This is a genomic window from [Clostridium] citroniae WAL-17108, from assembly GCF_000233455.1.
GTDB classification, from domain to species: Bacteria; Bacillota; Clostridia; order Lachnospirales; family Lachnospiraceae; genus Enterocloster; species Enterocloster citroniae.
Genome location: NZ_JH376435.1, coordinates 1 through 15,500 on the forward strand (window position 1 = coordinate 1; position 15,500 = coordinate 15,500).

Here is a 15,500-nt window from a genome sequence, read left to right on the forward strand (position 1 = left end):
CATACCGATTGCGGAAGGCCTGCTTCCATCTCACGAAAAGCACTGCTTTTCGGTTACTGTCTTTTCAGTATCCTCTAGCATTCAGGACACACTATGAGCTAAACTATTATTGTCCATTTTGGACCTCCTGTGCTTTTTATTTGTGGTTTGCAGACCTACATCTAGTTTAGCACAGGAGTTGCTTTTATCTGAAGATATTCCCTCCACCTGCAGAGCAGGTGGTTTATTTTTACTGTGACACAGCTAAAAAGCCAACGATTCCTATAGGAGTCGCTGGCTTTTAATAAAAAGGGGAATTATATTTATTTTCCTTAACCTTATTCTTTCAATTTATATCCCCGCTTGATTATACTGTAAATTATTTTAATCTTCACCTTTGTAATAATTTTTCTATATTAATTTCACTGCAAAAGTTTTTTTTGAGTTTTAAAAAGTTCTCTTGCTATCATAAGAAGGTACTTCTGGTTTTCCGGTACAAGTTTTCCATAAAACAATAGGAGTTCTTTTTCATGGGGAGACGTCACAAACATCTCCCCTTCTCCTGACAAAAGATATTGTTCAGACACACTAAAAATGATACAAATAACTCGAATATATTTATCTGATAATGGGCGGTAGCCATTTTCTATCATAGAGTATGCTGCCTGCGTAATACCCAGATATTCTGCAAACTCTGCCTGATTAAATCCAAAGTATTTTCGTATATTTTTTAACCGTTGGCATATAGAGCCCTTTATTTCTTCTGTCTTTGATACCATATAATCGTAATGGTTTAATACCACCTTATTCTGTTTCATTTTCCGGCGGTTCTCCCACGTTTTCTCTTCCCAGCCTGTGCATTTCGTGCGTATTCATACTCACGCAGCATTCTCATCAACTCCAGGGCACTACGGAATGAAATATAGTTTCCTTCACTGCATTTGCCTTTTATACGCCCCTGCATACTAGAAAACTGACGTTGGTGGATTTCAATCACCAATGTTTCACTTGTGCTTATACCTAAAGCCATAAATCGATCCATATTTTGAATCTTTGTACAGTATTTCAGTGGAATATGCTCTTTGTCCAGTTCCCGCTTCTCATATGCTCTTTTCATATAAGCGGTCAAAAACCTTGGTTCTGTTGTCGCCATAGGCCGTTGAAATTTCGCGCATAATGTATCTATTTTCAGTCCCAAATCCAGTATGCCGGTAAATGCCACGGGTTCCTTTAAATAAAAATTTACAATGTCCCCACTTAATTCTCCCTGTTTATTTTTAATACAAATGAGAAATATACCCACACGGTCCGTGTTTTCCAGTGTATAAAAATCACTTTCTTCCATATATGTCACCTTATCTCTCATATTTCCTTCATTGATAATGGCTTTATCCGCCTTGCCGCATATTATAACTCTGCCCCATAATGCCATTAGGCACTATAGGGCAGAATCAAACCCCACTTAAGGTGTTTCCCGAATCCAAGCTCCGTTTTCATCGACTTGGTATCCATCTGGTGTCATTTCATTTATATACAGGGACCCCAATGGGCGGCCATTCCGGTTCGTATATTCCCATCGCTTCGATACCCCGTTAAACGTCCAAGTCTTCTGCTGGTTATCAGCTGTTAGATAATACCATATTCCATCAATCTTCTGCCATCCCAGCAACATAACTCCGGTGAATGGGCTCAGGTAATACCATCTGCCATCGGTATCATCATAGTGCCATCCCCTTGTCATTCGGCCAAACCACCCATCATATATATCTGACAAGAAATACCACTTGTCCGTATCCTGGTCCAAAAACCAGCCGCTATCCATAACTCCCTCACTGTCAAAATGATAGGTGGCAATCTGGTTGCTTCCATCATAGGTATATCGAATATTGGCCCAGCTGTCTTTTATACTGGTTCCGTTATTTAATACAAATGCCCATTTATGGTTAATCAGGTCAAAATTATCCCATCTACCATCGGTTCCTTCCAGATAAGTACGGTAACTATTTCCTACGCCATTATTACCTGGTCCACCTCCTACCGTTCCACGTCCTCCACCAGAGGAACCTTTTGAACTGCTTGAGCCATTTGAACCTTTTGGGTCATCTGGACCATTGGGGTCATCTGGGTCATCTGGACCATTGGGGTCATCTGAACCACCACTGCTGATGCGGTCTACTAATGTTTTCAGTGTATCAAAAGCAATTTCCAATTCATCAACCGAAGATCTTGGAACACGGTTCAGCACTTCGACAGCCTCCTCCACAGCCTCAGTAATGGCATCTCTGTCTTCTGCGCTTACAGACCCATTATTCTTCAGGGCATTGGCGATATTAATCTCCTCCTGCAGCCTTTCTTTTGCTTCCTGCCACTGGGTATCGTCTTCGGGCTCATAGACAGCATACAGTTTCAAATCTCTTGTCACTGGATCTGAAGTATCATACATCCCTCCTCCAGACTGGCGTTTCGACAGGCCTGTGAACTCATACGCTATGCCTGTAACGGAATCCGTATAGCCTTCGTGAATATCTAAATCCATATAGTCTTCCGTATCATCCAAGGACCTGCCATCCCTTACCTTAAATGTGTGAACCTGCCCCCTTCCGGTATCCATGATGGTCACTTCATACGCTTTATAATAACTAAATACCAGAGTATCACCGATATTAGCTTCAAAGGCAAAGCTTCCAGTAAAATTCTCATCCTCATTCGGGTCAGGTGTTATCAGAACTTCATCGCAGGATGTATCACTCTCATCCTCTCCAAAATTAATTTTCCATAACCTGTATTCCAGATTTTCCAAAAGACTGGTGTCTAATTTTCCAAACGCTTTAATTGCTGGAGTCAGATTTGCATCCTCCACCAGTGGTTTATTGGTTCCATCCACCTTTCGTGTAAGTCCGATCTCCAAACTCCATGGTGTCTTAACGCTCTCCCCGTCATCCACTTCCTGCCTCACAGCTTCCGAAGCAGATGCCACCGGTGCGTGTCGGTCGAACTTAACTGTATAAGCTATCCGCTGCCCGTTTGAAAGCGCTGTGCTATCCTCATCGTTATCAACCAGTTCTTCCTTTAATTCCTGAAGTGCTTCATCTGATTTGTCCAGGGCAAATATCCCGTTTTTGGGTGAATAATCCACCGTTGCATTGGAGGCAGTCGCTACAGGAGGCGTTTCATACATGGCCTGGAGGATTACATCTCCCGCTGTCATTTCCACGGTCTGATTTCTTCTGGTCAGGTATGAGATATGCAAATTACCAATCTGTACTTCCCATTGTTTAAATGACTGCCCAGAAGGATTCATATCCTCCGCAGATATCCTGATCTGGTCCCCTGCCTTTACCAGGACTTCATCTGTATGTTCTTCCACATCCAGCGCTTCCCCGTTTCTTGTCACTGATTCCACATAACCTCCGTTCACCAAACGGAAGGTATACACACGATCCTGCTGCGAAGTGCCTGTTACCATTACCTGGCTCCCGTTTATCATACGGTCTGAAGGCGCATCGCCGTTATCTGCTTGTTTGGCCACGATGATATAGGATACATTTGGTTCAAGTCCTGCAAGTTCTACTGTCCGCGGACTGCCGGACGGGCTTACCCATCCGTCTTCGTTCCCATCCTGACTGACCACATTTCCATCCATATCAAGAACCGCATACACAGTATTTTCTCCTGCCGGATGGATAACAATCTTTTTTCGTCCCTCTGTCGTATCATCCGCGGTGGAATAATTCCCTCCAATAGCAGGTACCATGACACGGGCTGGCTGACTTATTAAGGATGGATCCACTGAATCTGTCAGTATGTCTCCAATAACAGGAACTGCGCTTTCCGCCATCTCATACACGTAGTAGCTGTCACAGGGCGGCAGTTGTTCAAAGCAGCCGCTGCCAAGCTGTTCCCCTGTCATCACTGCCAAAAGCCGTCCGTTACTGTCCGTCAGGGCATATTTACGCGCCTCATTTGCTCCGCTTATCTCAATCTTACCCATCCCGCCACTTCCGATGCTACCTGTTCCGTCCGGGATACACAGGATTCCATCATCGCCTCCCACAGGTGTAAAGCGAGCCCTGTAAGTCTGATCCGCCAGTATCGGCATATTAGAGTCCGTAACCTGATTCCCGTTTTCATCAAACCAGCCAGCAAACATATAGCTACTGTCCGGTGTAGTCTGGGGCAGGGAAATCTGAGACCACAGAGTCCCTTTCGGCACATGCATGGAATTGGTTCCTGAAATAGAGCCGTGGCTTCCGCTTTCAAATCTTATATCACACCATTGTCCCGGGTCTTCCACAAAATCCGCGTAAAGTTTGAGGTCTCCGGTCAGTTCAATATCTCCGGTCAACACGGTTCCTACTTTACCTGTACCGGAAGCATTGGCTTTATACCAACCGTTAAACATATAGTGCTGTTCAGGAGATGGCGTGATCCCTTCTGTGATTGTATCAATGGAGTGGGTGCCAAGCCGTAAGGAACGCGGGCTGCTGTCTCCTGACAAACTTCCATGTTCGCTGTTGTAATAGTTTATCCTGGCCCAATGTGCTGTATCATTCAGATCTTCATTATAGGTAACCGTAACAGTGCCGCCTGTAAAGTCTGTTTTAAAACTCAGCGTGGCTGCTGTCTGGTCCATACTGATATCGGTAAATGTTCCATTCCATCCAATGTTAGGCGGATACGTATACCCGGCTTTTCGCTCTACATTTACCGTCACTGTTTCATTAGGAGACACCTCCCTTGTTTCCGGCTCAGCCAGCACATTGTTATGGTTGTCTATCCGGTTAATGGTTACATGGGTTACATAAGAAGGGTCAATCTCGTAAGTATATACCACGGTTACCGGCTGATTGGGCATCTTTCCGGTAAAGTTCTTTTGGGCATCAAATGTGCATCCTGCTGTCTGCGCCGAATATATCCCTCTTCCCGACAAATCATCTATATCCCCGCTGCCTGTTTTTATCTGAGCGCCGGTAAGGGTATAAGCCGTAATCTGTGCCGGTGCAGCAGAAACCTGCGACTCCGCGGAATAGAGATAGCTTTCCGGAGTACGGATCGCACGGCCACTCCCATCTGCATATTCTACACGAAGGGCAAATTTCTTTGAACTGTCAGGCTCATATCTGTATGCCACAGTCAAGTCATCATTGGGCATATTTCCGCGAACAGACCGGGTAGACTCATTAATGGTCGCGGCCTCCCCCAGCGTCCCATGGCCTGAGGCGTCATCAAAACGGCGGGTTTTGTTGTTCTTAATAAGTACAGAAGATACCTTGTATCCCGGTATATCCCGTTTGTAGGTGGCAGATACTGCTGTATTGGCCGTCACCCGGGTTGTCCAGCTTCCATCATCAAAAAACTTATATATCTGGCCGTCACCGGCTTCGGGCCATGCATTCGGGTCTTCTCCATTCATGCTGCCATTTCTGTCCTCATCCAGGTCCCGGTAATGCATGACTGTAAAATCAAACTGACTGGACGCATCACCATTCCAGCGTGCCTCATACACCGTGGCTGAATTGTAAGGAAACGCAAAGGGCAGATACAGTATCTTATTGCCATCTGCATTATACCAGCCGTCAAAGGTATATCCCGGCCAGCTCAAACCCGCGTCAAATATTGGCAGTACCGGCCTGTCACCAGAACCCAGATTTTCCACGGCAATTCCATTGAAATCACTTGCTTCAGCCAGTGGATGGCCAGCCTGTCCGGCAGCATACGTAATCCGGTCTCCATCTCTGGGAACATTTATGTAATTTGAATGTGATAAATCCGGCCCCTCCTTGGGATCAAACCGAATGACTGCCGGATCCCCGTAACTCAACGCATACGCCGGCGCCGGAGGCGCGGCCATGGTTATCACCATGGCCACGGCCAAGACACGGGCCAGATATGCCTTAATCTTATTTGTCCTTTTCATAAAACCTCCTGCTATTGTAAAGCTCCATCAGCGCCTACCTGATAACCGTCCGGTGTCTTCTCATTGCTGTACATGGAGCCAAGCGGCCTTTCCTGATTCTGCATAAACACCCATTTCCCGGTGCTGCGGTCATATGAATATGTCTGTGCCGTATTCTGAGGTGTAAAGAAATACCATTTTCCTTCAATTTCCTTCCATCCCATTACCATCTGGCCTGTAACCAAATCCAGGAAATACCAATGCTTATCCACCTCATCATAATGCCATCCTGTCTTCATCTTTCCCAGCCAGCCGTCTTTTTTCGCATTACAGTAATACCAGTTCATATGCTCGTCCCTGAACCAACCATAATCCATAAGACCATTCGCATTAAAATGATACCAGCCATTCTTATTCACATCACCATTGGCATAATCAAGCTTTGCCCATATGCTGGTCAGGCGTATACCCCCGTTAAGCACAAAGGCCCATTTATCATTGGACGCATCAACCAATTCCCAGTTCCCATTGGTTCCAACTACATAACTTTTACTGGTTTCCGCAACATAAGGCGCCGGAGTTATGACAGGTCCGCCTGTGCTGACAGACCTAGCGCTGCCACCTCCTCCTTTCGATCCGCCTTTGCTTCCTCCCGAACCGCTTCCTGAACCGCCATGGCTTCCGCTTCCCCAGCCGTCTCCGCCGGATGTACCTCCGCTGTTTCCTCCATTCTGGATTTTGTCATAATGATCATACCGGTCTTCCAGAATCTTATCGAAAGGTTCGCAGGCTTCCTCCAAACGGTCCAGGGCATCCAAAAGTTCATCAAGAGTTGCCCGGGGGCCCGTTCTGTCGAATACATCCAAGGCTTCCTCTATGGCTTCCTTTATCTTTTCCGTCTCCTTCAGCGTCAGGAAATAATCGTCTGATTTTTCGATTGCAGCTTTGATTGCATCCTCCAGCTGTTTCCTGGCATCATTCACTTCACCGCTGTTGTCATCGTAAAACGCATATACATACGTCTTCCTCTTGATTTCCTTGTCCGGGTCAAATTCCTTCAGCCGGTCTTCCCGGTAACTCCAGCCAATATAATTAAATTCAACTCCCTCATTATCAACAAATGAATCGATTGGCGTCTCCACTTGGCTGTATTCAAGGGAATAGTCTCCACTGCCCGGTGTCTCACCCCGGCGCACTTTAAAATAATAGCGGTATTTTGGTTCTTCTTTATTATTGATAAAATAAATCCTGTATGCCCTGGAATAGATAAGCACATATCTCATTCCGGCCTGAGCCGTAAATGTAAACAAACCGCCGGTCTCTTCCGGATTATCAGACATATCAACCGGTTCAATGATCAGCTCCCCATCATCCGGATCCTCGGAAATAGCAAACAGCTGATAGTCCATCATGTCTACATCTTCTTTATCCAGTTGCACATATGTATTAAATGTTGCTTCTGATGGCGAAGCTACCCCTACTTTCCGCCCGTTCACATACCGTTCAATATCTACATTCAATCCCCAGGCTCCATGGTACGCTTCTTCATGGTCACTGTCATAATAAGACGAACGTTTAATTGCATTGGATTCAGTCGCCTTTGCCACATTCTTTTTATATACTACTTTATAGGTCACATCTGCATGGTTCACATCCATAAGAGTCCGGTCCGCGTCTGTGGTAAGCTCCTCCTCCAGGTTTTCAATTTCATTGGGGTCCAGAGCCATCTCATGCTTATTACCTCCCCGTACTTCATCCGTCACCGTTGCATTGCTGGGTGTCGCTGCCGCACGCTCATAATAAGCTGTCATGACCACGTTGGAATCCGGCATAATAAATGCCACATCCTGACGGCGTATGGTTTCTGTCATTCCCGGAACTGCCCCGATTGTTATCTTCCAGTACAGGAAATTCTGTCCATTTCCATCGGTTTCTTCCGCGTGAAGCACCACTTCATCGCCTTTGTGGACCTCATCATATCTGGGGATATCTAATTCTACTCCATCAACAGAGTGGATCTGGCCATTAATCGCCTCCACTACATAGTTGGGAATATCCAGTTCGCCGCCCGGATCTGTGCTGATGTGAGTCCCGTCTTCCAATTTGCTTTCCGCAGTGATGCCGGATGACCCATGAGGCCTTGCCACTACCACATATTCCTCATTGTAATCCAGTCCGGAGAAGGTCAGGCTTGCCGTTTGGCCGCCGCCGGCCGACTGCCAGCCCCCATCTCCCGTCTCAGGAGTTGTGATCACATTTCCGTCTTTATCTAAAATAGCATAATCGGAATCCGTATCCGCCGGCTTAATCACGAAAACAGTCTTCCCCTCATGTTCCTCATCGTAAAGAACCTGGTAATTGGTCTCCACTACCGGGACCAGAACCTCAGTGGCACTGCTTACGATTCCGATCACACTGTCTACGGGCCGCCCGGTCTGTGCCTGTGTCGTACCTGTTGCTTCATATATTAAATACCGCGTACCAGGATACAGGTCTTCAAAATATACCCGTCCTGATATATTCCCGCGTACCACATCTATTATATTGCCTTCCATGTCCGTGATGATATACTGATATCCCTGGGTTGTCCCATAGACTGTAATCCTGCCTTTTCCCTGCGTATCAATACCTGCTGATGCATCCCGAGCCGCCACATCTGTACCAAAGACTGCCGGGTCCGGATAGAACCGTATGGTATAGGTATTTCCATTCACAAGTCTGCTGTCATCTTCCACAGGCACTCCGCCATCATACCAACCGTCTACCAGATAATTGACCTCCGGTGTATAGGCGGGCAGATTTCCCGTGATGTCGGCCCAGGTACGGTCATATTGGATATGGAGATTTACGTTTTCCCCCGCATCTATGGTTCCATGCTCTCCTGCTGCAAAGTGAATATCAACCCATTGGTCAGGATCTTCTCCAAAGTATGCAGTTACGATAGTTGTACCTGTAAACCTGCTGTCGGCTGAAAGCAGCTCCTCACTACTATCCTTGATTCCGTTTCCATTCTGGTCGATAAACCAGCCTTCAAAACGGTAATAGATGTCTGCAGCCGTTTCAGGAACCAGTCTCTTTTCCAGTATGTCATTCCATGTATAGCTGCCTGCAGCACCCTCATCTGTTCCGTCATTGAGCAGCACGGAAGCTTTGTAAGTTCCTCCAACCATGGCCGTTACATCAGGCGATGTATTACTTCCCCGGCTCAGGCTCCCATGTTCTCCTGCCCGGTAAATCAAATCCGCCCATTTTGATGGGTCTCTGTCATAACGATAGGTGACAGCCAAACGGTCATTTGGCATAGTTCCAGTAAAATTATGGCTGCTGTCAAAGGTTCCTGCAGATGCAGGTTCCGAGCGTTCATCCTGAAACACATAACCATACATATTTTTAAATTCAGCGGTCACAGGCGTATCCGCTGTTACATTTTGGATGTCCGGTCCTGTAATGTTTCTCAGCCTTTCATCCTGCGTGCCATTATCCAAATAATGAATCTTATACTCATAGCCCTCTTCCGTGGCTTCATACAGGTACGTTATCTCAACCGGCTGGTTCGGCATGGTTCCCGTAAACCTTCCATCGCTGTCAAAACCGCCCTGGACAGAGCTTACCAGATGCCCGTCCGTATCATCTGCAGCAGTTCCCGCCGTGATGCTGCCTGACAGGTACCGGAAGCCATAAACATCCGCCGGAGCCGCCGCAATTATATCCTCTGGAAAAACCTCCTGCACATCAGGCGCATGGACAACCGTACCATTTTCTGTCATGTATTTAACCGTAAATGCGGATTTCGCATTTGGATTGCTGCGGTCTACCTGATAACCATATTTCACGGCCGCATCCTGCCCCGGCATCTTCCCCGAGAAGTCACCGGTATTTCCATTAAAGTTTCCGAACGGAACGGGCCCGTGCCCATCACCGTAATTGTAGATGGCCGGATTCGTGGAGGAATCTGCCAAACTCCAGGTATAGCCATGGATGTTCTTCTTCCCCGAATGAACCTCGGCCTCCACGCTGTAGGCATCCTCGGCCGTGGTCGACTGGAATACGATGGAACCATCCGCATTGACATAGTCAACCGTATAATCAAACTTCACATTACTGTCCGGTGAGAAAATTGCATAATAAGTAACCGGGTCCTCCGGGAATTCTGATGGCAATCCGCTTATGAGATCTGGATTCACCCTGTCATTGACCGTACTCCACCCCACAAACTGGTAGCCGTAACGGCTGATATTAGGCAGCAGCGCATTGACGCTTCCTCCAACAGAACCGGTCAGAGCCTGAGGCTCCGGCGTCCCTCCATTGGCTTCAAATACAATGGAACCGCTGTTTCTGGTATATTCATATGTGATAACAACATCCTGGCCCGGCATGGTTCCCGTTACCTTGCCAAAATCTGCAACACCGGCATCTGCCTGGGCGCTCAGAGTGCCGCCTGTCCCCTGGTCAATGGTTACGCCTGTAAGGCCGTATCCAGTAATGGCGGCGGGCGCGTTCACCTCAACCGCATCTCCTCCCGCATATGACAGGGGGATGCTTGCCGGCGCACCATTCACAGTTCCGCCTGTGGCAGAATCCCGATATATAAAGGACACCGTATATCCATTCCGCTTTAATACTGCATTCCGCCCATTGCCAAGGATTTCCGTTCCCGCGCTTACATACACACCGGAATTCCCCGCCTCCTGGTCTGCTTTAAAATTATCCGCAAAGGGGCAGGAGCCTGCAGCCCCCGGATAACTACTTGACGGCACAGCTATCTTTACTTCCTGACTAGGCTGGGATGATATCCCTCCCGGTGATGCCAGAGGAAGCTGCTCTGCTGTAACGCCTATCTGGGACGTGTCCAAATCGCTCATAACTGTTATATATTTATCCTGAGCCAGATATACGTTTGCCTTCTTCCCGGACAGAGTTGTGTTGTCCGATATCTGATTCCGGTTTCTGATTTCAAATGCACCTGACCCATTGTAATAAACAGCTCCCTTTCCAGCGGACACATTTCCGGAAACCGTTCCAAAATTCATGGACAGTCCCGCGCTTCCCGTTACATTTACCGCGCTTCCCTGGCCAGACTCACTGCCGCTGCAGTTAGTGATTACAGCGCCGCTGTTAATCTCCAGCTTTCCGGATGAAGCGGATATCAGGGGATCCTGACTTTCCGCATGGTTTCCGTCCAGGACAATGTCAGTAAACTTTAAAGTGGGGCCTGATACGTTAAACAGCGGACCCGTATACCCGGATGCACGCGTCAGGGTTCTAATATAATCACCATCCTCATTCATAGGATGCCCCTCATGGTCATAATCCGTACTGGCAATGGTAATATCCTTTTGGCTGTTTCCCGTCACATCAATAGCGGACGAAATCTCCGGATAATCCATTACATAAATATATCCCTTATTATTTCCGATTTTATTAAGCGCATATTCAATGGTTTTAAAAGGACTGCTATAGGTTCCTTCTGCGTTGGAAGAATCCTGACCGTACTGGTCCGATACATAATAGGAGGTATCTCTGATGGCAAATGCAACCCTCCTGTGAACCGTCTCATATGGATGAAGCTGGAACTCCCACGAATAGGCCATCCCCGAGTCAATACCACTTACCGAACTGCCTCCGCCTTCATTAAACACATTGCTTCCCCAAGCGCCATAGTTTCCAATCCATCTGGTATCAGGAGGCGTTACTCCAAGGCTGCTGTCGTTTGTGATGCAGTCAAACGTAGTCTTGACATGCTGGTTTACCATATGAAAGCCACGGTCATTTTTATATACCGTTGCATAGTCATCTTCCTGGGTGCCTCCAATCATAACATCGGTTCCGGTTCCCATTCTTATGGTCCTGCCATTTAATCCGCCCTGACCATTTTTGTCATAGACGTAGTAATCAACAAACACATACTTATTATCCGGACTCGGGGATACTGCAATCTTCACCTCTATGCCATAGGAATCCAAAGACTGTACCCCGCCGTTTGTATTGCCTCCTATCAGCTGTTTGGAATTAGTCCCGACCTGAAACCAGGTTGCATACCCTCCGTTACTGTAAGTTGTTTTAATACCAGCCTGAGCATAATTATGCTGCCCTGCCTGCAGGCCCCTAAGGTCGAAACGCCAGGAATTACCTCCCCCTCCCTGGCCAGTCACAGAACCATTCTTCCATGTATATGCAGTTGCCTCGCTGGCCCCATCTCCCAGATTTTCATTCTGCAGCTCCGTGGATGCATATGACAGAATGTTGGGCTGTCCCAAAACAATTCCTGTTATCATGCATATGGCCAGCAACATGGCGGTCAGGCGTTTATAGAATCTATGTATGCCGCTGTTCATTTGTTTCATCTCCTTTGTATATTTTTCATCTCCTTTTAAAAATTCAGCCGTTCTTCCTCCGGCAGGCTGTCAATATCAGGCTCTGTATCGGCAGCTGCAATGAGCCCTTCGGCAAAGTGGTCTTCCTTATTTCCCTTATCATAATGGTAGAATCCTGTCCCTTCCGCTCCTCTTCTCCACCTTGGCTTATCTTCATCTCCACACCAGGCCGCAAAACGGTTTCGGATGATGAGCAGCCAACCGCCATCTTTATCCTTTACAATCTTCTTTGTTCCTTCAACCACTTTTCCCCGGGCATCCACCACCTGATAATAGGTATCCGCTCCATCTTTCACTTTTACAACCCCGTATCCATATTCTTCATCCGCTTCCAGGCGGAGTCCATTGATATAGTACATGTCATCCTTTTTTTTAAGTTGGTTCCGGTTGCCGAACGCTTTTCCATTGGAGGCAAACCCAAAATGAAACACCCCATCCTCCAGTTCCACTGCGATATCCTTCCCGATCTGCATAGAGCCATCGTTAAGTTCATCCGGAGAAAACAGGTACAAATCCGACTTTTCAATACCATATATAGCTCCCTCAATAAAATCCTCTGAGCTCCAGTCATCCACTTCATACCGGGCTACAAACTCAGACTTTCCATCGAAGAGGACAAAACCTGTCTGCATCCTGCCAATCCCGTCAAAAGCATAGGAACGCCCATTGATTTTTCGGATACGGTTCCTATATACCCCGCCCCTTTCATCCGTATGCCACCAGCTGCATTCCTGGTCATAATAATCTTCCGTATCCAGATTCTCCGATGGATACATCCAAAACCAACTATCTTTCAGAAGCACGCCACCGTCATAGCCGGAATAATATCGGGCTGAAACATCGCTGCTGGGATTACTCTTATCTGCATTGCTGATACTGGCTACCTTACTCCACCAGGGAATCATGATGCCATTTTCATCAAAACCGTACTTGGCGCCATTGATGGTTTTTTGTCTCAGACGGTCTCCATTGCTTTTAACCTTCTTTGAATGGCTGTCAAAAAAAATCCACATCCTGTCATAATCCATGTAGTTTCTCCCTGCAACCTCACTGTCCAGGTCGGCCCCCCTGATTCCTTCATCAATATCTCCATAATCCAGCCATTCTCCGGTCAGGAGCCTTCCATCCTCTTTTGCATAATAAACCCCTTCAACAAATGGGGTGTCTGAATCCTCAATGGGATTGCCATCCTCGTCAAACCATCCCGACATCATCTTCCCATTTTCGTCAAATATGTAGGTATTGCCCCCTATATTTCTTTTAAAGCTGCTGTTCTTACGCCGGTAACCTTTCCCATCTGCGCCGAAATAGTACCATCCTTCTTCAAACCCATCTTTGGCAGTCTTTCCTGCATCCGCATATATCCATGTATCCTGTACCATTCTCCCTTCTTCATCCACATAGTAAACAGAATCCTTATCCCTGAACACACAATGCTTCAATATGGTTCCGTCCTCCGACAGATAATACCAGTAATCCTTTGACTTTTTCCAGGTCAGGGTTACTGTCCGGTTGTTCTGGTCATAATAGCTCCATTCTCCCCCCGACATGTTCCAGCCTTCTGCCGCTTGTGCTGTTACCAAAAACAAAATCGCGGTAAATCCTATTGACAGCATAAGAGTTGCGATTGCCGTTATTCTTCTTCTCATTCCAAATATTCCTTTCATCATTGATATCTATGATAAACCACCGGAATATCTCATCCCAGCGGGAAAACCTTAGCTTTACCAAACTTCACCCCGTTTTCCATTGTTAGCAGACGGAAATAAATCTAAGCGTTCCCTTTTTCTCATCATGCACCTCTTTTAATATGTAAACGGTCGTCCAACATATCTGTCTCTGATATCAAACTCAGTGTAGGATATGTTCCTGCCAATAACACGGTCATGGCTGTAATAAAAAATCTATGATATCTTCTCGCCATGTTCCCCTCATTACGTGTATATACAACGAAATATCTCTTTTGTTGTAAAACCACTTCAGATTTTAATAGAAAGAAGGTGAAAACCTAACTGGCAGAATTTTCGAGAAACTTAAATACCACAGATTCAGGCATTGCAAATAGGCCAACCTTTAAAAAATCAGTTGGCCATTTTATTATGTCGAAAAACATATATTTATGATATTTATTAAGAATATCTGTAGACTTCTTTCTAAATATGTAGTAAAATTATTATTATTGCACGGACATCTTTACAACAAAAGAGATAATTTGTTGTAAAAACCAAACAATACTTCAAGTTTTTCTAATTGTCTCATATGGCTGCGGCCGCTCTCCATTGTATAAATCCTTGTTGTATTAATATTACTGTGCCCTAATATATCCGCAAGCCCGACCAGGTTTTTCTCCTGCTCATAATACAGCCTGGCAAAAAGATGGCGAAAATTATGTGGAAATACTTTATCCCATAATACATCAGCTCCTTCACACAGTTTTTTCATATTTCTCCATATATTGCTTCTGTCGAGGGCTTTCCCATTTTTAGTCACAAAGATCATTCCGCTATCAATATGCTTTTTCTTTGCGTAGTCCAACAGCATAGAACACAAACGAGGAGTCAGAAAAACGGTTCTTATTCTCCCTTTACATTCAACTTCTGCTCTTCCCTGTTTTGCTGCCTCTATGGTAATAAAAGGAACTTCGGAAACTCGTATTCCTGTGGCGCATATAGTCTGAAGGAGCATACCCATTCTTTCATCTCCCTTTTCGTAAGCGGATTTCACCAAACGCTTATATTCATCTTTACCTATTTCCCTGTTTTCCGGGCAAAAAACACTGCGGCTTACCTTCAAAAATTTGGTCCGGCAATCCTGCCATGCGTTATATGCAAAAAAGCCATTGACTGCTGCCAGCGCACTGTTGACCGTTACCGGAGCCATTCTCTCTCTCAGTATTCCCTTCCACATAATTACGTCCCTTTTCTCCACGCTCTTCCCATTCATATACTGCATGAACAATCTCATATAATGCCTGTATTGCCTGATAGTCCCTCTACTCCTTTCGCATCCATAAAGCCATTCGCAATATCTGTTAACGGATTCTTCTGTAATTGTTCTTCTTAATAATCTACTTTCTTCTTTCATCAAATCCTGCTCCTTACATCAATATAGTCTTTACAAATATAATTCCCCAGTCATTGGTAGTTATCCTAAATGAAAACAGAAAAATAATGAAGATATCTTTTATAAAATAGACACGATAAACATCTAGAATAAGCAATAGACTGAACTACTGAGTAACTATAAACAAA

At 45.9% G+C, this 15,500-nt stretch carries 6 protein-coding genes; all 6 read right to left on the reverse strand.

Annotated elements, in window-relative coordinates:
* Positions 1-401 precede the first annotated feature (401 nt).
* The 6 genes from HMPREF9469_RS29585 to HMPREF9469_RS29610 all read right to left on the reverse strand — a co-directional run bounded on the left by HMPREF9469_RS29585 (position 402) and on the right by HMPREF9469_RS29610 (position 15,333).
* Entirely contained in the window at positions 402-797 is a 396-nt protein-coding gene (locus HMPREF9469_RS29585) for a helix-turn-helix domain-containing protein (protein WP_007871325.1), read from the reverse strand.
* Positions 794-1,324 (reverse strand): hypothetical protein, encoded by a 531-nt coding sequence (locus HMPREF9469_RS29590; protein WP_007871334.1) that lies wholly within the window; start codon positions 1,322-1,324, stop codon positions 794-796. The genes HMPREF9469_RS29585 and HMPREF9469_RS29590 overlap by 4 nt, the downstream gene beginning before the upstream one ends.
* Positions 1,325-1,441: 117 nt before the next feature.
* On the reverse strand, positions 1,442-5,896 hold the full coding sequence (locus HMPREF9469_RS29595; protein ID WP_007871336.1) for an InlB B-repeat-containing protein: 4,455 nt from the start codon (positions 5,894-5,896) through the stop codon (positions 1,442-1,444).
* An 11-nt stretch (positions 5,897-5,907) separates the two neighbouring features.
* Complete coding sequence (locus HMPREF9469_RS29600) at positions 5,908-12,210, reverse strand: InlB B-repeat-containing protein (protein ID WP_007871343.1); 6,303 nt, start codon at positions 12,208-12,210, stop codon at positions 5,908-5,910.
* Positions 12,211-12,245: 35 nt separating this feature from the next.
* Positions 12,246-13,898: an N-acetylmuramoyl-L-alanine amidase family protein gene (locus HMPREF9469_RS29605; protein WP_007871347.1), complete on the reverse strand. Its 1,653-nt coding sequence runs from the start codon at positions 13,896-13,898 to the stop codon at positions 12,246-12,248.
* 544 nt (positions 13,899-14,442) lie between these two features.
* Positions 14,443-15,333, reverse strand: a complete 891-nt coding sequence (locus HMPREF9469_RS29610) for a tyrosine-type recombinase/integrase (RefSeq protein WP_007871350.1) — start codon at positions 15,331-15,333, stop codon at positions 14,443-14,445.
* Positions 15,334-15,500 lie beyond the last annotated feature (167 nt).

Excerpts from the sequence above, each read along its gene's own strand:
- HMPREF9469_RS29610 (WP_007871350.1), bottom strand. The coding sequence starts at position 15,333 with ATGAAAGAAGAAAGTAGATTATTAAGAAGAACAATTACAGAAGAATCC.
- HMPREF9469_RS29590 (WP_007871334.1), bottom strand. The coding sequence starts at position 1,324 with ATGGAAGAAAGTGATTTTTATACACTGGAAAACACGGACCGTGTGGGT.
- HMPREF9469_RS29585 (WP_007871325.1), bottom strand. The coding sequence starts at position 797 with ATGAAACAGAATAAGGTGGTATTAAACCATTACGATTATATGGTATCA.
- HMPREF9469_RS29595 (WP_007871336.1), bottom strand. The coding sequence starts at position 5,896 with ATGAAAAGGACAAATAAGATTAAGGCATATCTGGCCCGTGTCTTGGCC.
- HMPREF9469_RS29600 (WP_007871343.1), bottom strand. The coding sequence starts at position 12,210 with ATGAACAGCGGCATACATAGATTCTATAAACGCCTGACCGCCATGTTG.
- HMPREF9469_RS29605 (WP_007871347.1), bottom strand. The coding sequence starts at position 13,898 with ATGAGAAGAAGAATAACGGCAATCGCAACTCTTATGCTGTCAATAGGA.